This is a genomic window from Saonia flava (genome assembly GCF_011927795.1).
In the GTDB taxonomy this organism is placed as follows: domain Bacteria; phylum Bacteroidota; class Bacteroidia; order Flavobacteriales; family Flavobacteriaceae; genus Saonia; species Saonia flava.
Window position 1 is genome coordinate 53,300 of sequence record NZ_JAATJJ010000002.1, and the last position, 20,028, is coordinate 73,327.

Annotated in this window: 22 protein-coding genes; 21 read left to right on the plus strand and 1 reads right to left on the minus strand. The window is 32.4% G+C overall.

Features of this window, described 5'->3' with window-relative positions; translation table 11 throughout:
- Nucleotides 1-24 precede the first annotated feature (24 nt).
- Complete coding sequence (locus GGR42_RS12350; RefSeq protein WP_167964606.1) at nucleotides 25-459, minus strand: cupin domain-containing protein; 435 nt, start codon at nucleotides 457-459, stop codon at nucleotides 25-27.
- 72 nt (nucleotides 460-531) lie between these two features.
- Between GGR42_RS12350 and GGR42_RS12355 the strand changes: the two genes are divergently transcribed.
- From GGR42_RS12355 to GGR42_RS12455, 21 genes are all read left to right on the plus strand, one after another.
- Nucleotides 532-1,125 carry a TetR/AcrR family transcriptional regulator gene (locus GGR42_RS12355; protein ID WP_167964608.1) on the plus strand — a complete coding sequence of 198 codons (594 nt, stop codon included), beginning with the start codon at nucleotides 532-534 and terminating at the stop codon, nucleotides 1,123-1,125.
- Between the two features lie 228 nt (nucleotides 1,126-1,353).
- Entirely contained in the window at nucleotides 1,354-1,938 is a 585-nt protein-coding gene (locus GGR42_RS12360) for a Crp/Fnr family transcriptional regulator (protein ID WP_167964610.1), read from the plus strand.
- 81 nt (nucleotides 1,939-2,019) lie between these two features.
- Nucleotides 2,020-2,700, plus strand: a complete 681-nt coding sequence (locus tag GGR42_RS12365) for a DUF4386 domain-containing protein (RefSeq protein WP_167964612.1) — start codon at nucleotides 2,020-2,022, stop codon at nucleotides 2,698-2,700.
- 361 nt (nucleotides 2,701-3,061) lie between these two features.
- Nucleotides 3,062-3,823, plus strand: coding sequence for a hypothetical protein (locus GGR42_RS12370; protein ID WP_167964614.1), 762 nt, complete (start codon nucleotides 3,062-3,064; stop codon nucleotides 3,821-3,823).
- A gap of 343 nt (nucleotides 3,824-4,166) precedes the next feature.
- Complete coding sequence (locus tag GGR42_RS12375; protein ID WP_167964616.1) at nucleotides 4,167-4,811, plus strand: hypothetical protein; 645 nt, start codon at nucleotides 4,167-4,169, stop codon at nucleotides 4,809-4,811.
- 214 nt (nucleotides 4,812-5,025) lie between these two features.
- Nucleotides 5,026-5,775, plus strand: coding sequence for a hypothetical protein (locus GGR42_RS12380; protein WP_167964618.1), 750 nt, complete (start codon nucleotides 5,026-5,028; stop codon nucleotides 5,773-5,775).
- 169 nt (nucleotides 5,776-5,944) lie between these two features.
- On the plus strand, nucleotides 5,945-6,373 hold the full coding sequence (locus GGR42_RS12385) for a hypothetical protein (RefSeq protein ID WP_167964620.1): 429 nt from the start codon (nucleotides 5,945-5,947) through the stop codon (nucleotides 6,371-6,373).
- Nucleotides 6,374-6,631: 258 nt separating this feature from the next.
- Entirely contained in the window at nucleotides 6,632-7,567 is a 936-nt protein-coding gene (locus GGR42_RS12390) for a M28 family metallopeptidase (protein WP_167964622.1), read from the plus strand.
- Nucleotides 7,560-7,958 (plus strand): hypothetical protein, encoded by a 399-nt coding sequence (locus tag GGR42_RS12395; protein ID WP_167964624.1) that lies wholly within the window; start codon nucleotides 7,560-7,562, stop codon nucleotides 7,956-7,958. Before GGR42_RS12390 ends, GGR42_RS12395 begins: the two co-directional genes overlap by 8 nt.
- Nucleotides 7,959-8,273: 315 nt before the next feature.
- Nucleotides 8,274-9,011 (plus strand): DUF6090 family protein, encoded by a 738-nt coding sequence (locus tag GGR42_RS12400; RefSeq protein WP_167964626.1) that lies wholly within the window; start codon nucleotides 8,274-8,276, stop codon nucleotides 9,009-9,011.
- A gap of 105 nt (nucleotides 9,012-9,116) precedes the next feature.
- A complete protein-coding gene (locus GGR42_RS12405) occupies nucleotides 9,117-9,842 on the plus strand; it encodes a hypothetical protein (protein WP_167964510.1) in 726 nt (241 codons plus the stop codon).
- A gap of 355 nt (nucleotides 9,843-10,197) precedes the next feature.
- The gene (locus tag GGR42_RS12410) at nucleotides 10,198-10,869 is read left to right on the plus strand and encodes a hypothetical protein (protein WP_167964628.1); all 672 of its coding nucleotides are present in this window, start codon (nucleotides 10,198-10,200) and stop codon (nucleotides 10,867-10,869) included.
- A 363-nt stretch (nucleotides 10,870-11,232) separates the two neighbouring features.
- On the plus strand, nucleotides 11,233-11,721 hold the full coding sequence (locus GGR42_RS12415; RefSeq protein ID WP_167964630.1) for a hypothetical protein: 489 nt from the start codon (nucleotides 11,233-11,235) through the stop codon (nucleotides 11,719-11,721).
- A gap of 217 nt (nucleotides 11,722-11,938) precedes the next feature.
- The gene (locus GGR42_RS12420; protein WP_167964632.1) at nucleotides 11,939-12,961 is read left to right on the plus strand and encodes a DUF2971 domain-containing protein; all 1,023 of its coding nucleotides are present in this window, start codon (nucleotides 11,939-11,941) and stop codon (nucleotides 12,959-12,961) included.
- Between the two features lie 495 nt (nucleotides 12,962-13,456).
- Nucleotides 13,457-14,047, plus strand: a complete 591-nt coding sequence (locus GGR42_RS12425) for a Crp/Fnr family transcriptional regulator (protein WP_167964634.1) — start codon at nucleotides 13,457-13,459, stop codon at nucleotides 14,045-14,047.
- A 75-nt stretch (nucleotides 14,048-14,122) separates the two neighbouring features.
- Nucleotides 14,123-15,424 carry a M20 metallopeptidase family protein gene (locus GGR42_RS12430; RefSeq protein WP_167964636.1) on the plus strand — a complete coding sequence of 434 codons (1,302 nt, stop codon included), beginning with the start codon at nucleotides 14,123-14,125 and terminating at the stop codon, nucleotides 15,422-15,424.
- Nucleotides 15,425-15,465: 41 nt separating this feature from the next.
- Entirely contained in the window at nucleotides 15,466-16,086 is a 621-nt protein-coding gene (locus GGR42_RS12435; RefSeq protein WP_167964638.1) for an SRPBCC family protein, read from the plus strand.
- A gap of 390 nt (nucleotides 16,087-16,476) precedes the next feature.
- A complete protein-coding gene (locus tag GGR42_RS12440) occupies nucleotides 16,477-16,914 on the plus strand; it encodes a hypothetical protein (protein WP_167964641.1) in 438 nt (145 codons plus the stop codon).
- A gap of 338 nt (nucleotides 16,915-17,252) precedes the next feature.
- Complete coding sequence (locus GGR42_RS12445) at nucleotides 17,253-17,663, plus strand: DUF6326 family protein (protein ID WP_167964643.1); 411 nt, start codon at nucleotides 17,253-17,255, stop codon at nucleotides 17,661-17,663.
- Between the two features lie 437 nt (nucleotides 17,664-18,100).
- Nucleotides 18,101-18,895: a DUF6090 family protein gene (locus GGR42_RS12450; protein ID WP_167964512.1), complete on the plus strand. Its 795-nt coding sequence runs from the start codon at nucleotides 18,101-18,103 to the stop codon at nucleotides 18,893-18,895.
- 124 nt (nucleotides 18,896-19,019) lie between these two features.
- The gene (locus tag GGR42_RS12455) at nucleotides 19,020-19,886 is read left to right on the plus strand and encodes a CPBP family intramembrane glutamic endopeptidase (RefSeq protein WP_167964645.1); all 867 of its coding nucleotides are present in this window, start codon (nucleotides 19,020-19,022) and stop codon (nucleotides 19,884-19,886) included.
- Nucleotides 19,887-20,028: the final 142 nt, after the last annotated feature.

Below are 20,028 nucleotides of genomic sequence, written 5' to 3' on the forward strand. Positions count from 1 at the left end.
TTGGCAACAAGCTGAAATCGTATATTATGCCTTAATATACATGTCAAAATCTTCGGCCGTTTGTATAACTTGCTGAATAACCTCTGGGGCAATAGAAAGTTCTAAGGCATTATTCTCAGTTATTGGAATCCCTAAATTTTCAAAGAACTTCCTAAACCCTTTTGGACTGTGAATATTAACCCATTTACAAGGTTTATCGCTGTTATTTCCAAACGTATGTAGTGTTTTTGGCATAATATCGATTGAATCTCCTGCTTTCAAAATCTTTTTTTCACCATCGACCATAAATTCCATTTCACCTTCTACTATTAAGAATACTTCCTTATAAGAATAATGCAGATGCGGCGGAGGTCCTTGCGTTCTTGGTGGACTCTCACCCATCATTAAATCGTAATCTGCTGAAGTATCATAGGGTGTAACCTTATGACCTAGTATCCATTTTGTTGTCGCGTTTTTCATTTTATGAGACATTTGTCTTACAAATATAAGCCAAGATTTTTAATTTTACAATATTTATAAGATATTTGTCTTATGAATGATGAATATCTTAGCTCAGGTAGAGCAAATCAAAAGTTAGAAACAAGGAAAGAAATAATTGCCAGCGCAAAATATTTCATTAATAAAGGAAAGGAATTCACTCTGGAAGATGTGGCAAAAAAAGCTAAAATATCCCGTGCCACAATTTATAGATACTACTCAAATGTAGATATATTAACAAGTGAAGCAGCCTTAGATATACCGAAAGATTCTGAAACTATTAACAAAACCTTGCGCCACCTCGAAATAGATGAAAGAATGTTTGGAATACAAGACTATTATAATACTTTCACAATAGATAACGAAAATGCTTTTAGAAAATATTTGAGCGTTGTAATAAAACCCAATAACGCCGATAATAAGCGTGGAGCGAGGAGAAACGAAACACTACAACTAGCCCTCAGCGACTCGAGTCTTAACCAAAAGGAGAAAAACAAATTATCAAATCTTTTAACTGTTCTTATGGGTATAGAACCTTTGATAGTGACCAAAGACGTTTGTGGATTAAATAATCAGCAATCTAAAGAGTTGTTAAATTGGGGAATGGAAATGATTCTAAAAGGGATTTCTATTGATAAAAAATTATAAAGCCAGTTGCCAACAACGGCTCCTATGAAAAGCCCTAGTTAGAGCCTACTTACGAAAGTCCTCGCGGATTTTCTTATCGGTTTGTATTTGCTAAATTAGTTGCTTAAACAACGCTACTAATCTTATACAAACACGTTGGCATTCATTTAAAAAAGCATTACACATTTAATTAAGTGCAATATAAAACTGTAACACTAACCTACTTTTCAATACCTATATTTTTAAAAAATGGACACTAATTTTCAAACACTTTTTAATTACATCAGATTACTTGTAGATATTCCTTTAGACGATCAAGAAATTTGTCGTAAGTATTTTAAACCGTTCCTTTTTACAAAAAATACTATAATTGAACCTGCAGGAAGAGTACCTGAATATCATAACTTCATTGTTTCAGGTTACATCCGCAATTTTTATATAGATGAGCAAGGCAATGAGATAACTACCGATATCAACGATGGCCCTAGATTCTTCACTTCTTATGACCATTTTATGAATAAAACACCATCAAATGAGAACTTACATTGCATAACCGATTGTGAATTACTCCGAATTAAACGAAATGATGTAGATATTACTGCAAAACTAGGTATAACTCAAATGGAGTACACTGTCCAAATCTTACAACAACAGTTAGAAAAAAACAAGCAACGTTCCATAGACCACACCACGCTTTCAGCCGAACAACGATATATAAAATTGCGAAAAAACTTTCCCTCTATCATTCAAAACGTACCTCTAAACTACATTGCTTCTTATTTAGGAATAAACCCAGGCAGTTTGAGTCGTATTCGAAGTAATTTGAGTAAATAAAAAATAATTTCTTGACATTTGTGAAGTAGTTTATCCGATTTAGATTTTAGGTTTGTGCATCAATCAAAATAACAAATCAAAATGCAACCAAAAAAAAATTCTGGAAGAATATTAGGCTTTCTCTTTTTAGTAAACATGATTTTAGGAGTAATTGGCATCTCCTTCAGAGGACTGACAGGTGCGGAATTCGACAACACAACTTTCCTCTCTTTTGCATTTGAAAATATTAATCAAATGAAACTAGCAATTTACTTGGATATGGCTAGTAGTGCCGTTATCATTGGAGTCGCTATATTTCTATTTCCCTTTATAAGACAATATAACGGAAGATTAGCTTTAGCATACTTTGGAATTGCAATTATCAACTTTTTAATTATTGCTGTTAGTAATATTTTACATATTGGACTATTATCGGTATGTACTGATTTTGTAATAAACAATGGAACCTCAGTTTCTCAAAATTATACAACTATTGCAAAAATGCTTTATGATAGTTACTATTGGACACATTTTTTAACGCTAATATTATTTAGCATTGGTAATTCTGTTTTATTCTATTTTTTCTTTAAAAGTCGTATTACACCAAAATGGCTTGCGATTTGGGGGATTTTAGCATCAGTAGTTGTTTTTTTTGGTGGAGCTTTGCAAATGGCTGAAATAGAAGTATCTTTTATACTTTTTGGACAGAATGGAATTTTTATGGTTACTCTTATTATTTGGCTGATTATAAAAGGGTTTAAAAAATTAGACATTACGGAATAAAACGAAAATGCCAACAAAGAACTGAGGTGAAAAACAAACAAATTCTTCCTTAATCAGAATCAAACTTAAGAAGAACTGAGTTAAAAACAAGTTCTTTTAAGTTAATCCAGACATATAATTCTCATCATAGGGCATCTCTGGCAAATTTTATTCCCAATACCGCAAAATCCATAAGATACGCCCACTAAGTGGCCTTCTTGAGGCCTGTTATTTGGGACACGGTGACCAAAAAATGACAAATTCCCAAATAACAGTCATGCGATTTTGCTATATTTCCTTAAAATTCGCCGCCAGCGCTCCAACTCGCACACTGCTTTCGCAGATGTCGTACATAGCGCGGCATTGTACACAATTATTAGGAATGAAAAACTTTATATTAATATTCTTAATTACACACTTAGGATTTGGGCAATCTTCAATCACTCAAGAGGATATTGAGATTTACACTCAATTAACTTTAATTAATGTAAATGAAAAGGATATTATCTCTTTTGAAAAACATCTACAAACTATTGCAGATAGAGCCAAAGAATTCAAAATTGATTATGAATATGATTGGTTAACTTATAAATCTGAGAAAGATGAATATTTGATAGTTAATTTTAGTGATGACTTAAATAGCATTTTAACAATACATGATTATCGAAAAGTTTTTATAAAGGCCAATTCTGGGAAAATATTTGACGAAAATATCAGTAATCTATCAAAACTTGATGTAAATATCAGGTTCAACTATACAAAAGAAATGATATTGCCTTGGAGTACTGTTGCAGAAATGTCAGTTTCTGAGTTTCCTTTTGCCGAAATGATTGAATATGAAATCAGTTCTCAATCAGTAAACAAAATTGACAAAGTCTTAAGGGAATTTTCGGAATTACTTATAGAATCCAAATATCCTTTCCCACTGGAAACTAGTAGAGGATCCATTGGAGCATACGGTAAAATAACATTGGTTTGGTTCTACGCAAACACAGATAATTTTAGAGGAATGGATACGCCAAAAGATTGGATGAAAAGCAAAGGAAAATTAAAAGAATATAATGCTCTTTTGAACGAATTTCTAGCACTTACTCATAATCCAAAAAATTTTAAGTTACGCTATCAAAAAAAACTTAGCAACTAGCTAATAAAAGTGTACAACAATTTAGTGAGAATTAAACTTAAGAAGAACTGGGTTAAAAAACAAGTTCTTTTAAGTTAATCCAGACACATAATTCTCATCATAGGGCATCCCTGGCAAATTTTATTCCCAATACCGCAAAATCCATAAGATACGCCCACTAAGTGGCCTTCTTGAGGCCTGTTATTTGGGACACGGTGACCAAAAAAAGACAAGTTCCCAAACAACAGTCATGCGATTTTGCTATATTTCCTTAAAATTCGCCGCCAGCGCTACAACTCGCACACTGCTTTCGCAGATGTCGTAAATAGTGAGGCGTTAGGCACTATTATAAAAATCCTCCCAAATGGCTTTTATTTTCCCGAAAAATTATCAAAGTCTTTCTCGAGAAGAAAAAGCGGATTGGAACTATCTTAAAAAGATATTCGATAGGGTTTCCTTTGATTATAAAGTTTCGAAAGCGTCAAAACCAAATCTATCAGGTTTCGAGACATTTAATGGACAAAAATCTTTGAAACTTCTTCAATCTTTTAACATTCGAAAAGACAATAATCAATTTACACTTTGTTTGATTGAATACAATACCTCGCATCTAGAGGCTCACTCTTACGGAGGGACTATCAGAACCAACTCTCATAAATATCTATTTGGACACTTAAAAATCGATAGCGATTTTGGAAGAGCTTTTTTGCGCCCTGAAACAATAGGGGACAAAATAAGCGAGTTCTTTTCTTCTAATGAATTGGATATAAAAGGATTTGATAAATTTAACCGTAATTACCATTTGTTGACATCGGACAAGAAAAAATTCTTAACGGCGATGAATGGACAATTAATAAACTCAATTGCCGAATTAAAAAATGTTGAAATGGAATTTTCCGGTAAAAAGTGTCTTTTCAGATTAAAAAAGGCTATCGACCTAGAAGAAACTTTAGAATTATGTAAACTAGGTATAAATATGGCCACTGTTGCGAAAAATAACAGTGCCTAACAATACCTAAACGTAATACGGACTTTAGGTCAAAACCGAAAGGTCTGTGTATATTTATGATGTCGCTAAATCTTATGGATTTAGCTTTGGACAAGAAAAAATAAAACTAAACAATAAGCTTTAGCTTCGTGTGCAGACGGAAACGAAAATGTTTCCTTGCCTCCGCACTACGCTTAGCCTAACCGTTGTGCCACATTAGAAAAAATCTACACTAATGACAGAAATTTCGATTTTAGATTGTGAAAATTACGAATCTATACTAACATCCTTAAATTCGATTTTCTCAACTTCTGGAAATGATATATCAAATTTTTTAGAGTCAATAGATATAAACGAAATATGGGAAAAAAGCCGACAAGAAAAACACGCTGACGAATATCTTTTCGATGAATTTATTAATGAATTTAAAATAGATGAATCTAAAATCATCAAAGCTTACTGGTTTCATAACACAAGAGTTTTGAAAGGCTCTGAATTTAAAGAGGGAATTTTACCCTTATCATTAGCAATAAATAAAATAGAAATTTTAATAAATGAGATAATAAAAAAAATAGAAATTCCAATAAATAATAATTCATTGTTAGGATGTTCTGTAATTCAAAATAAATTAAATTCTAAAACAAATCAAGGTCCTTGGGCTTTTTTAATACGTGATTTTGCTTTTGAGAAAGTTGATGGAATACACGATTATTTGAAAAGTCCTGAATTAATTGAAGATATTATACATTTTAAATATCCCGAAAAATATGATTTAATATTTCGGGAATTCCAAAATTCAACAGTTGAATGTATAATTAAATTCAAAACAGAAACTGAATTTCATCAACAAAGACTATTATACGTTATTAATTACCTTTATAATAAAATAAATAATGAAAAAATGGATTGGAGGTCTAATGCTAACTTTAGTAACAATGGCAAAATTATTAGTCCAGAAATGATTATAAAAATTGATTATTTATAAAAATAACGTGGCACAACAAAGAACTGAGGTGAAAAACAAACAAATTCTTTCTTGATCAGAATCAAACTTAAGAAGAACTGAGTTAAAAACAAGTTCTTTTAAGTTAATCCAGACACATAATTCTCATCATAGGGCATCCCTGGCAATAATTAAAATGAACAAAATTTAAATGGAAATTACTTTAGAATATTGGAATGAATTAGGAAAACAGACTTTACTCATTACTTCATTATTGAGCGGATTTTCAATTACAGTAGTTGCGAATTTACTGGTTTCTGATAAAAATGATAAACTGACTAATCGAATTCTTAAATCAGCTACTTTATCAGCGGGATGTTTTCTCGTGAGTGTATTTGCAATGGTGAATATTGTTATGACAACTACACCAGGAGGATATATTAAAAATGTTTCTTTGAATGACTTTGCAATTGCCAGAATAGTCGGAATGACAACATTTATGATTGGACTTTTTTCACTATCCGCTATGATTGCATTATCGGGTTGGACTAAATCAAAAAAAGTAGGACGATTTACCACAATAATTGGAATATTGACATTGGTACTGGTTTTTGTAACAATGACAAGATTTGGAAACTGAATTAGATTGAACTTGTGTAGAAATATGAAAAATAACTATTGCCAACACAATTACGGCAGATTCGACTATGCTTCGACTGCGCTCAGCACAGGCTAGAATCCACTCGGAATTGCTAAAGTCTGTGCCAAACCGTAAATTAACGCATATAAACCCGTAACTGACGGTTATACTAGACCTTCGAGTACGCCTGCGGCGTACTTTTGTTGCACTGCTTTTGCAGATGTAGTACATTGCGCGGCGTTGTAGCCAATTAAAAAAATGAAACTGCAGCTAATTATAATAATGATTTTTGTTTTTACTTCTTGCTCAAATAGTGAGGAAGAAAAAGTTGTTATAGATAATTTTCCGCAAGACATAAATGAAGCTCAAATTGAAATAGTTTCATCACTTTCAGGAAACCAACCAATTCAACCAAAAGGTATAGAATTAAACGCAAGGGCAACTTTAAAAGAACGTAAATTGTCAAGAGCATATCTAATTGAACTTTTGAAAAAACTATCTCTTAAACCAATTGAACAAAATTATAGACAAAAAAACGTTAATTCATTCGTCGATATCCTGATAGGTCCATTTAAAGGAACGAATATTTATGGTGTTTTACCAGCCAGTAAAAGCACCAATCAATATATAATTTTAGGTGCTCATTACGATACAGCAAGAGATTGTCCAGGAGCAAATGATAATGCTTCAGCAATTGCATTATTATATGGAGTTACCAAAAGACTTTCTGAAATCTCGACCAGAGAAGCAAATGTTTTAATCGTATTCTTTGACCAAGAAGAAGAGGAGCTTATAGGTAGTAAGGCATTTGCAAGATATATTCAGAAACAAAAGCTTGAAATTCTTTCGGCACATACTTTTGACCAAATTGGTTGGGATAAAGATGAGGATAGGGCAATAGAATTAGAGTTACCGACCATTGAACTAGAAGAAATTTATAAAGAACAGGGAATTAAATTAGGCATTCCTGTTCATACAACTAGAGTAAACTCAACCGACCATCAATCCTTCAGAGATATGGGAATTAATGCTGTTGGGATTACGGAAGAATATGTCAATAAAGACACAAGTCCGTTCAAGGATACACCAAATGATAAGTTTAATACTATAAATTTTGAATACGTAGAATCTACTACAAATCTTATTTATGAAGTAATTAAAACACTAGTCTCTAAGAACAATGAAAATGAATAGAAAAATGAACACCTACTTTTTTGTTCTTTCACTTTCGATTCTTGCATTTATCGGAAAGGGCATTATGTATTTGTCAATTAGTGGTTATCTTCCAATTATCCTTTCTCTGTTTGTTTTGGGCGTGTTCTTAATTTCAAGAAAAAAAATTAAACTATTAATATTCAGCATTAAATTTTGGGCAATTTCGTTAATTATTTGGTCTGTATTAAGAATAATTATAGGAGCAATGAACTATTTCATAAAGCCTTTAACTGAAAATCATTTACATCAACAGTTAGGAATTAGAGGTATGATAATTAGTATCATATTTCTTTGGGCTGGTTTTTATTTATTAAAGAAAAAATATAGAAATAACTGGCTACAACAAAGAACAGAGGTAAAAAACAAATAAATTCTTTCTTGATCAGAATCAAACTTAGGAAGTGTTTTTATTGTTTTTAAAAGTATTCATCGGTCGCTGCGTTCGGTGGCACGACCAATTTTATTCCCAATACCGCAAAATCCAAAAGATACGGCCACTATGTGGCCTTCTTAAGGCCTGTTATTTGGGACACGGTGACCAAAAAAAGACAGGCTCCCAAACAACAGTCATGCGATTTTGCTATATTTCCTTAAAATTAGCCACCAGCGCTCCAACCCGCACACTGCTTTCGCAGATGTCGTACATAGCGCGGCGTTGTGCTTCATTATAACCAACCACTAACAAATGATAAAATTCTTTAGAAAAATTCGTCAAAAAATGCTGACTGAAAACAAATTCGGGAAATATCTGACTTATGCCGTTGGAGAAATAATTCTTGTTGTCATAGGGATTTTAATTGCCTTATCAATTAATAATTGGAATCAAGAAAGACAGTTGCAAAATGAAGAAAAGGTTATTCTAAAAAACATACATACTGAATTTTTAGAAAATAAGAATGCTTTAAAATTAGGACTTGAAGAAAACAATCAAGGTTGCAAAGCTTCCATTACATTACTCAATCTTGTCGGGCAGAACAGAGAATATATCCAACAACATAATTTAGACAGTTTGATGTATGTAATGTTAGAAACTGGTTCATTTAGACCTTCAGAAAATACAATTTCTGACTTATTACAATCAGGTAAATTACAATTACTGCAAAATGATGATTTAAAAAATCTGCTTTATAAGTGGACAAGAAACCTTAAAAAAACGGATGTTAGTTTTAATCGAATTGAATTAAAAATTGATAACGAATTAGTTCCATATCTTTCAGAACATTATTCTATGAAAGACATTGATCTGTATGGCAAATTAGAATGGAAGAATAAAACGTTATTGACAATTGATAAGCTATATATTTTTGAAGATATACAGTTTGAGAACATTATGGATGATTATTTGTATAGGGTAAAATCGGCTGGCGATAATCTTGAAGAATTAGTAATAATTATTGATGATATTATTAAAGAAACAGAATGATAAAATTCTTTTGAAAAAATCATCAAAAAATATTGACAAAAAAGAAAGTAGAAAATAACGAAAGTACAACACCGTTTATGCTTCTTTTTCAGAAACCGCTAACCAATGATAAAATTCTTTAGAAAAATTAGGCAAAATCTGCTCTCTGAAAACAAGTTCAGTAAATATCTTATTTATGCAATTGGAGAAATTATACTTGTTGTTATTGGAATTTTAATTGCACTTTCCATAAATAATTGGAATAATGAGAATCAAGAAAAAAATAAATTAGTTGACTCTTATAAAAGCATAGTAGACGAAATTGAATTTGTGAGTCCTATTGTTGAATATCAATATGCAAGAAATGACTCAACAATAGTCTATATTCAAAAATCTTTGAACCTATTAGATAACAATAATTACGACTCAATAAATGAATTAAATTTTAACCTCAAAGGACTTACTAGGTTGGCTCGATTAAAATATGACTTCCCAGTTGCTTTAGGATTTATAGAAAAAACAAATCCTGAAATAATAAAAAATAAAAAACTATTAAAACTACTACAAGACTTTAAATCCCAATTAACGTTTCTCGATGTTTATCAAACTTATATGGTTGATTCATTTCATAATCTCATATCACCATATACTATGAAAAACTTAAAGTTTTCGGAAAAAAATAATACTGTTGAATTAACCCAAAAAGAGCATCTAATTGATAATTTGGAATTAACCAATCTTCTGAACTTAAAATTAGAAACTGATAAAGGATCCTCTAATAGATTAACGAAATTAATTAATACAATGGTTGAACTAAAAAGTGAAATTAAAAATGAGTTAAATAAAAAATAACGAAACCACAACAAAGAACTGAGGTAAAAAACAACCAAATTCTTTCTTGATTAGAATCAAACTTAAGAAGTGTATAATTCATTGATTTTTATTGTTTTTAAAAGTGTTCATCGGTCGCTGCGCTCGGTGGCACGGCAAATTTTATTCCCAATACCACAAAATCCAAAAGATAAGGCCTCTATGTGGCCTTCTTGATGGCCTGTTATTTGGGACAAGGTGACCAAAAAAAGACAGATTCCCAAAGAACAATCATGCGATTTTGCTATATTTCCTTAAAATTAGCCACCAGCGCTACAACTCGCACACTGCTTTCGCAGAGGCCGTACATAGCGCGGCGTTGGCAGTAATTAAAGCAATGAAATATTTAATAGGAATTTTATTTTTTACAACCTCTCTAAATTTGTTTGGACAAGTTGCAATTATTAATGATAAAGATGGATTTACAAACGTTCGACTAAAGCCTCAACAGAACTCTGAAATTATTTATAACCTAAAAACAAATCAGGTTTTTTGGTTTGGAGAAGAAGATTTTTATTCAGATAATGTTGATTGGATAATGGTAGAAATCACTAAAAATAAGTATTCAATTGAATGTGGTTCCTTGGATAATCTGATAGGTTATGTTCACAAGAGCAGAATTAAACCTCTCAATACAATAAAAGAATATAAAGGAACAGAACTTGAGTTTTATTATAAGACCCAACCGTTCAATGAAAAAAATAAAATTATAGATTACCAAAACGACTATATAGTTTCAATAGAAGGATTACATCCTTGGGGTACAGATGGTGGAAAACCTAAAATTGAAGTCAAAGAACTTGAAATAAAAATTAAAGAGAATTCTATAACTGTTCCAGAAATTTTGATAAGCGACATTTACGAATGTGATAATAATTTTAATATTTACAAAATTGGTCAAACTTATTTTGTTCATCAATGGAATAGCGATGGTGCTGGAGCATATGAAATTGTTTGGGTCTTTACTGAAAAGGGAATTGAACAAAGACTTGTTGGAACTATAATATAAAAACTACTGCCAACAAAGAACTGAGGTAAAAAACAAACAAATTCTTCCTTAATCAGAATCAAACTTAAGAAGTGTATAATTCATTGATTTTTATTGTTTTTAAAAGTGTTCATCGGTCGCTGCGCTCGGTGGCACGGCAAATTTTATTCCCAATACCACAAAATCCAAAAGATACGGCCACTATGTGGCCTTCTTGAGGCCTGTTATTTGGGACACGGTGACCAAAAAATGACAGATTCCCAAACAACAGTCATGCGATTTTGCTATATTTCCTTAAAATTAGCCACCAGCGCTACAACTCGCACACTGCTTTCGCAGAGGTCGTACATAGCGCGGCGTTGTGGTTAATTTGTTAAAAACCTAATGAATAAAGAAAATGTCTTATTAATATTGTGGATAATCTTCGGATTTATATTCATTAGCGGAATAGACTCAATCCTATTTTTCATAACCTACCTAATATATTTTGTGAAATCGGAATTAGGACTTTCTTATGGAATTATGAAATACTCGATGCCGATTATTACTCTAATTTTATATGTTCTGACCACATTTTTGGTTTTTAAAAAACTCAAACTGAACTCAAGTTCATCAGGGATTTATCTGACTAAATTCCCAAAAAGAATATTTATAATACTTGCTCTAATTGCGTTGACCTTAAATCCAATAACGCATAAATTATCTGGACTTTACACAGAACATTCAACTAGAATGGAAAACATTAACTCTTCTGATTTCCTTCAAGTTTACGGATGGATGACTTCGGGAATATACTTTTCAAGGTGGTTGATTTTAATTGCTCTGTCAATTTTATTTATTAAGAAACTGAACGGGATTGAAAATAAAAACTAACCACAACATAACCTATGAAGTAATGCGGGGCCTGGTGTTCAATTCCAGGTTTTGTCTATATTTATGAAGTCGCAAAATCTTTCCGATTTTGCTTTGGAAATAATAAATAAAAAGAAAACACAAAGCTTTTGCTTGGTGTGAGGAGAAAAGGCAAGTGAAGGTCTGCTCCCGCACTACTCATAGCTCGGGCGATTGTAACTAATTTAAATAAACCTAATTGCTAGTTTATAAATATCGAGGTGGTTCAGATAAAATATTAGAAAGAGACATTGAATCTCTAGAACAAAATTCTTTTTGGAGTTCATCTATTGATAAGTTAAACGACCCTTGGGAAACAATAGTCAAATCCGATAAATTTAATACACAATCAAAATCAATTGGCTTTTTTCTTAATTCAAAAAGAAAAAATGCGCTTGCCAAAGTAGAAGGTGCATTAATGAACCTTTTGAAAACATTAAAAAAGGCTGGAATTTATTCATTGGCTGGCAACTATCTTGACGAAATATTGTGGGCGCATTATGGGAATGGACATAAAGGCTTTTGTATTGAGTATGAATTAAACGACCTTTTAAGCAATTATTCCGGTAGTAAACTCTTCTCCTTTCCTGTTAAGTATTCTAAAAAGCCTCCAGAAATAAATTTCGCTGACATTCCAGGCAACAATGAAAGTCTCATTGAAAAATTAGCGAGTTATAAATCTCTTCGTTGGAATTATGAAGAAGAATATAGGGTTGTCACAAACTTTTCAGGTAAATACTATTACGACTACAAGGCATTAAAAGCTATCTATTTTGGGCTAAGAATGGAAGATAAGTTCAAAGATAGTATCATGAAAAAGCTTAAAGGCAGAGGAGTTAAATACTATCAGATCGTACAAGTAGACAAAAGTTACAAACTAAAAAAAGAGAGCGTTACAGACCCCTATTTAGATGAACCTAAATATCTGACACAAATCCCAAAAAACATCACTCAAAAACAAGTGGTAAATTTCGAAATAGTTAAAAAAAGCTATGCCGAAATCATCAAAAGAGGCGATTTAGAAGTACTATTGTCCAACAAAATAAGTAAAAACGAATTGGCGGAATTTTCGAAATATTTAAAAACAAATCTTTTCGTAAATGCTGGAAACTTTTTTATTAGATATTATTTAAAAAGAGAAGATGTTTTTGGAGCGGCTTATGGTGTATATAATGAGATTAATGGAAAAATTGATTGTCATATAAATGAAATCGTGAATTAAAAACTAGTTACAACAAAACCTATAAACAATACGGGCTTCGGGCTTAATCGAAAGGTTTGTATATTTTTATGAAGACCGCAAAATCTTTAGGATTTCGCTTTGACACAAAAAAAGAAAAAACAAAACCAAAAGCTTTAGCTTCGTACGCAGACGGAAACGAAAAGTTTCCTTTCCTCCCCACTACGCTTAGCCGAACCGATGATGTCAAATTATTCATTGATTTTTATTGTTTTTAAAAGTGTTCATCGGTCGCTGCGCTCGGTGGCACGGCAAATTTTATTCCCAATACCACAAAATCCAAAAGATACGGCCTCTATATGGCCTTCTTGATGGCCTGTTATTTGGGACAAGGTGACCAAAAAAAGACAGGTTCCCAAAGAACAATCATGCGATTTTCCTATATTTCCTTAAAATTAGCCACCAGCGCTACAACTCGCACACTGCTTTCGCAGAGGTCGTACATAGCGCGGCGTTGGCAACAAGCTAAAAAATTAAATGCAAGAAGAGTTTGCAAAATATATTGAATCCTATCTAAAATTATTTCCTGATTTAAACTCGGAGGAATTGGCCTTCTTAAACTCATCTTTGACCATAGAAAAATATGCCAAAAAAGCGTTTTTATTCAAAAGTGGCGAAGTGCAAAAAGAAGTTGGATTTGTGTGCAAGGGACTGTTAAGAAGATATTACATCAACGAAAAAGGTAATAAAATAACAACTGGTTTTATCAATGAAAACAAATATGCAACTGATTATCCTGCATTTATAAGGCAAAAACCATCTAAATATTTTATTGAATGCCTTGAGCCGTCTATTATCATAAAACTACCTTACAATAAAATTCAAGAAGGGTATCGCAAATATAAAGCAAGTGAAATGTACGGTAGGCTAATAGCTGAATATGTATTAACCGTTCAAACTGACAGGGTTGAAAGCTTTTTGTTCGAAAATGCCGAAGAAAGATATCTAAACTTTATTGAACAGAACAAAGACATTATTAATCGCATTAGTTTATCACATTTAGCATCACATCTTGGAATAGAACGACAATCATTGAGTAGAATAAGAAGAAAAATTTCCGAAAAATGATTTTGTCACAAATGTGTCAGGTAAACCATACCATAATAACTCATTTTTGCAGTATTAATTCAAAGAATTGCAAAAATGAATTCAAACAAAAAAATAATTAAACTCGCCTTCACCATACAGTTCCTATTTTTAGGATTAGTTTCGTGTGCTCAAAACACAAAAGTTGAATCCTCTATCCATAAAAATGTACAAGAGCAGACAAACGAAATTTTCGATAGCCTTATAACAATCCGTCGAGATTTTCATGTGAACCCAGAGGTGTCAGGGCAAGAAAAAAGAACTTCAGAAAAGATTGCTGAATATCTATTAGCACTAGGACTGGAAGTTAAAACAGGTATTGGCGGCCATGGTGTTGTCGGAATCTTAAATACTGGAAAAGCAGGGAAACGGATTGCGTGGAGGGCAGATATGGATGCAATGCATTCAGATATTCCGGATGTTGTAGATTTTCAGTCAAAAAATGAAGGAGTTAGACATATCTGTGGGCATGACGTCAATACAACTATTGCCCTCGGTATAGCTAATGTGATGGCAAGTCAAAAAGCTAAATTGGCAGGTACGGTATATTTCATTTTCCAACCTTCGGAAGAAACTTACAAAGGTGCAAAAACAATGATTGATGATGGCCTATTTGAAACCATCCAACCTAATGAAATATATGGTTCACATATTGCACCCGCACCCACAACAGTAATTACTACAAAACCTGAATGGATGTTCGCGGATTATAAAATCATCCAAGTATCCTATAAAAATTCGACTGAGAATGAACAAATTATAGATTATACTAAAGAACTAATTTCAAGTTTTCAAAATATAGAGCCCGATAGTAAATTTTGGGACAATAGAAATCTATTGGACCCTAATATTGGTCTTGCAAGTCCAAACACAATCTTCAAAAATTTCACGACAGTAAACCAAAATTTCAAAGTTGAGGAAACGGAAAAAGAAATATCAATTAGTACATATATTGGTTCGAGCATTATGAAAAAATTAGACTCTGTACTACCACTATTAAAACAAAAGATAAACGAATCAAAATATGCAGAAAATCTAATTGATATTGAATATACGCTAGAACGAGCCAATATATACAACGATAAGGATTTGACCAAAAACGCTTTGAACAGTATTGGTAAGATTTATGGTGCTGAAAATACAATTTTGATGTACGGAGAAATGCCAGATGGTCGTGGAGATGATTTTGCATACTATCAAGAGCATGTGCCAGGCGTATATTTTTATTTAGGTGGCTCAAATTTTGAAAAGGGAATACTATCAATGCCACATGCACCCAACTTTCAAGTTGATGAAAGTTGCATCAAAACAGGCGTAAATTACTTTTCATCATTAATTGTAGAAAGACTAATCAACTAAGCGGAAAAAGCCATTAACTTAACTTTAAAATAATCTATAAAATGAATTGTAAGATTTCCTTTTGCAATTACAAGAAAATTGCCCTTCTTAAAAGTTTGTTCTTTATGGTAATTTTACCCTATATTTTAACAGGGTGTGGTAGTAAGATTAAAACTGATACTACTTCTAATAGTAGAACAGAACCTATTGAAGAAGTATCTATAAGGCAAATTGATGAAAATCATTATTCTTTATTTACATCAATAACAATTGATGCAACTACAAGTGAAGTTTGGGAGGTACTGACAGACTTTGAGAACATGTCTATTTGGAGCTCTACACTTCAAAAAATTGATGGAATTAAGATAGAGGATGGACAAGACATCAATATAATTTACAAAGTAGATGGGCAAAATCAGATAATTCCACATAATCTTATCTACTCAGAAAATAAATATTATGGCTGGTCTGATACAATTGCAGTATTGCCTGGAATAATTGACAGACATTTATATGAGGTTCGGAAAAATGGAAAATCCCGAACGAAATTTATTCAGTCAGATGAGTTTAGAGGATCTAATCCTAACATAAGCAATATCGATTTGGCGAGATTTGTACTTCCACAATACTTGACTTTTAATAGAGAACTCAAAGCTGAAGTAGAACGAAGGACTAATAAATGAATAGGTAGTAAAACACGACATACAACAACGCATTTGAAATCATAACCGCCTATCGGCAGGCTACGCGTCATATACTAGACCGATGTTGTCGAATTATTCATTGATTTTTATTGTTTTAAAAGTATTCATCGGTCGCTGCGCTCGGTGGCACGGCAAATTTTATTCCCAATACCGCAAAATCCATAAGATACGGCCGCTCTGTGGCCTTCTTGAGGCCTGTTATTTGGGACACAATGTCCAAAAAAAGACAAATTCCCAAACAACAGTCATGCGATTTTGCTATATTTCCTTAAAATTAGCCACCAGCGCTACAACCCGCACACTGCTTTTGCAAATGTTTTACATAGCGCGGGGTTATATGCAATTTGACCCTTCATGAAGAAAAGCCTCTTGAAACTAACTCCATTATTTTTGATTTTTGTAGGCTTTGTAATATATGATATCATTAGTTCTGGCAAACAAAGTGATTTTAATCAAAAATATTTTGAGCAACTGAACTTGGAATTATCTGGTACGGTTACAGAGGTTGTTCCTCTGGAATTCGGACATGATTATGGAGTTATAACTATGGATTTGAAAGGAGAAAATGAAAAAGGTTACCCTGAATTAGAAAATCAAATAATCAAGAAAACAAATGATGGGCAAACTCAGCTTGTTGTAACCAACATTTCTGAAATTAAAAAAAACGACTCGATTTTTTTACTCAAACGGAGTTTTAGACTAAAGCGAAATGGAAAATTCTTGAAAAAAGAATTTGTGCTGGGATTACCTTCTTCGAATGTTCTGAATAACCCTTGGAAAGAAATCAAAGGGTTTTTGGGAAAGTAAAAACTGCATAAAACAATGTATAAAAGCAATAGCGGTTTGGGTTATAACCCAAACCGCTATTTTATTTTAATTAAGTATATTACAATACGAAAAGTAGTGTGTTTTAATCCGCTACTACTCTTATACTAGACCGATGATGTCGAATTGTTCATTGATTTTTATTGTTTTTAAAAGTATTCATCGGTCGCTGCGCTCGGTCGCCTGCGGCGTAATTTTGTTGCACTGCTTTCGCAGATGTCGTACATAGCGCGGCGTTACCAACTATTATGAAAAATATTGCTAGTAACAAAACTTTGAATAAATCGTCTTAATTCTGAACCAAATTTAATAAAACTTGAATGTTAGAAAATCCAAAAGTTAATATCAAAATCAAACTTGCCGCATTGTGGACTTCTGTAACTTTGTGTTATTTATATGGAGACTACTTTGAGCTGTATACACCAGATAAAGTAAACAGTTTAATTACAGGCGAAAATAATTTGGACAGTCCAACTAAATTACTAATAGCATCCATAATTTTGGCAATTTCTTCAGTGATGGTTGCAGCATCAGTTATCCTCAAACCAAAATTAAACCGAATTCTCAATATCATATTTGGAACTTTATTTACACTAATGATGATTGTTATAGGTATTTATTCAACTAACGAATGGTACTTATTTTATGTGTTTTTAGCATTTTTAGAAAGTATTATCACTGCTTTAATTGTATGGTATGCTTGGAAATGGCCAAAGAAAATGATGGATTGATAGCGGACATCCGGAATCTAATTAAAATTTGAAAGGGAGTTAAGAGTTTTGAAAATAATGGACTGGTTTCTTAAAAATTGAACGCCGAAATTGTCACTTCTTCGAAATCGAAAATAAAGCGTAAATTCCACTCGGACGGAAGAACAAAAAGTTGGAATAAGCGAGTACGAAAACAACTTGCACGGAAAATAACAGTTGGTGACAACGTATATAAAACATAGCTTTTATTGGCTTTTTGAGAGAATAAAGTAAAAAGAATTTTTAAAAATTCGGCTTGTATATAACCGGGAAGTCCAGTGTCTTTTTACACGCTACTTTTCATATACCAACCGATAGCCAATGATTAAATTTTATAGAGGGCCGAACGGAAAGCAAAGGTCTGGTAGACCTTTGATAGTGAGTAGCCAGCTGAAGCGAGGGCTTTAAAACAAAAAAACATGATCAAATTTTTTAGGCACATTCGGCAACAATTATTAACTAAAAGTAAGTTCGGTAAATATCTTCTTTATGCCATTGGAGAGATTGTGCTTGTCGTAATAGGGATTTTGATTGCATTGCAATTAAATAATCTGAATGAACGTAATAAATCTGAAGCTAAGGAAATCGAAATTCTTAATGATTTTAAAGCAAGTCTAGAGGTAGACTTAGTAAATATCAATCGAGCAATAATACGTGGAGAACAGACAAAGGCCTCGATGGAAATAGTATTAACTCATTTAGAGACTAATTTACCCTATTCAGATTCCCTAAAATATCATTTTGGGAATACTAATGACACCTGGACGGCACAAATTAACAGAAGTGTGTTCGAATCATTAAAATCAGAAGGTTTAACTCTCATTTCAAACAAAGGATTAAGACAGAGATTAGTAAGGCTTTATGACGAACTGATAATAGGACAAAAAGAGCGAAATAATAGATATAGAGATTTGGTAGATGAAGGTTCGGCAAAAATTCTCATTTCAAGATTTGATGAGATGTGGAAAAGTAATTATGAGAGTTGGGTAGAAGAAAATGACTTTGCCGATAAAAATTATACAACGGATGGTTTAATAGGCGAAATGACGCCTATTAATTATGAAAAACTTAAAAATGACCAAGAGTATCTTTACTTTTTAAAAAGTCTAAAAAACAAGAGATTTTGGCATATGGAAATAGAAAATAAAAGTGTCAAAAAAGCTATCGTAAGTTTATTGAAAAATATTGAGGTCGAATTAGAGATAATAAAATAACGAAAGGCTAACAACGACTAATATGGCATTTTGCTATATTTCCTTAAAATTAGCCACCAGCGCTACAACTCGCACACTGCTTTCGCAGATGTCTTACATAGCGCGGTGTTGTGTTTAATTTTATATGATCGAACAAGAATCTAAAAATGTGGGTTGGTATCGAGTTCTTCTTTTAGTGCTTCCATACTTTTTTATAGTCGGCATATTTCAATATATCGGTGTTTTAGCTGCAGGTGTTGATTTATCTGAAAATTCCCCTGAGGAAACGGTTTTTCAGCAATTTATTATAGGTATATTTAATTTACTTGGCACTTTCCTAGTAGTCTGGATTTTTATGAAATTTGTTGACAAGCAAAAATTCGTCCAACTTGGATTGCAAATAAAAAACAGAATTAAAGATATCGTTACCGGGACTTTATTTGGTGCCATTATAATGGGTGCAGGATATATATTACTTTATTTTTTAGAAGAAATTCAATTTACTGGAGTAGTGTTAAATTTTACTGATTTGACTCTAATCATATTACATTTTTTTATCGTGGCTCTTGTTGAAGAAGTTCTTTTCAGGGGGTACATCTTAAGAAACCTTATGATTTCCTTTAATAAATATATTGCCCTGTTTCTTTCCTCAGGTTTGTTTTCACTTATGCATGGCTTCAATCCAAATATTAGTCAATTTTCATTAATGGGATTGTTCTTGTCTGGAGTACTCTTGGGCGCAACGTATATCTTTACAAAGAACTTATGGTTTCCAATTGCATTGCACTTCAGTTGGAATCTTTTCCAATCACTTTTAGGATTCAATGTTAGTGGACAAGATTCTTACTCAATTGTTGAACATCAAATAGTCGAAGCAAATTTAATTAATGGAGGAGCATTTGGATTTGAAGGTTCCTATTTGTCGATTATAGCCCAATTAATTTTAATTTTTGGGATTATCTACTATTACAGCTATAAAACAACTAAACACAACACGGGCTATAATTTATAGCTGCAATTTGTTAACTTCAAAACATAAAACATCAAGGGCTGGATTTGACACGGTTGGAACTCTAACGAGTTCCAACGCCGCCATAAATCATCGCTGCGCTCTGTCAGATTGCCAAATCCATAGGATAAGGGACCTTTTTGCC